At 59.2% G+C, this 571-nt stretch carries 1 protein-coding gene; it reads left to right on the top strand.

All coding sequences use genetic code 11. The features are described from left to right. Nucleotides 1-4: 4 nt before the first annotated feature. Nucleotides 5-571, top strand: a 567-nt coding sequence (locus PQR32_RS42140; RefSeq protein ID WP_408241803.1) for a contractile injection system protein, VgrG/Pvc8 family, incomplete at its 3' end; no start/stop codon positions are given.

Below are 571 nucleotides of genomic sequence, written 5' to 3'. Positions count from 1 at the left end.
CGAGTTGACCGGCGCCGATGATCGTCACATGTACTACCGCCTTGTCGTGCGGCCCACCCTATGGCTGACCACAAAGACGTCGCGCAGCCGCATATTCCAGAACAGAAGCGTGCTGGATATCACCGGCGATGTGCTGCGCGATTATCCGATTCTGTATGACATGAAAGTGTCCGCCTTCAGGCTGAAAAAAGGCTACCCGGAGCGCGACTTCGTCCGTCAGATGTGGGAATCCGACTTCGATTTCCTGACCCGCCTGTGGCGAGAATGGGGACTGTATTACTTCGAGGATAACAACCGGCTCGTGTTCTGTGACGCGCCGGGTGTCCACCGGCCTCACGGGAATGCCTACGACTCAATCCGCTACCACGCGCCCAGCGCCGGGCGCATCGACGAGGAATACATCTACCGCCTGAATGCGTCGCGCAGGATCTCCGCCGCGAAAGTGAGCGTGGTCGATTACGACTATACGCGCGCACGTCAGAATTTACCTGAAGAACACGACGCGTTCGGAGACCTGCACGGGGCGGAAGAACGGCACTGGGGTGACTATTCACAGCCGCTTGCCGGCGCA

This window comes from Paraburkholderia dipogonis, assembly GCF_046027395.1.
GTDB classification, from domain to species: domain Bacteria; phylum Pseudomonadota; class Gammaproteobacteria; order Burkholderiales; family Burkholderiaceae; genus Paraburkholderia; species Paraburkholderia dipogonis_A.
This window is presented reverse-complemented; position numbering and strand designations above follow the sequence as displayed.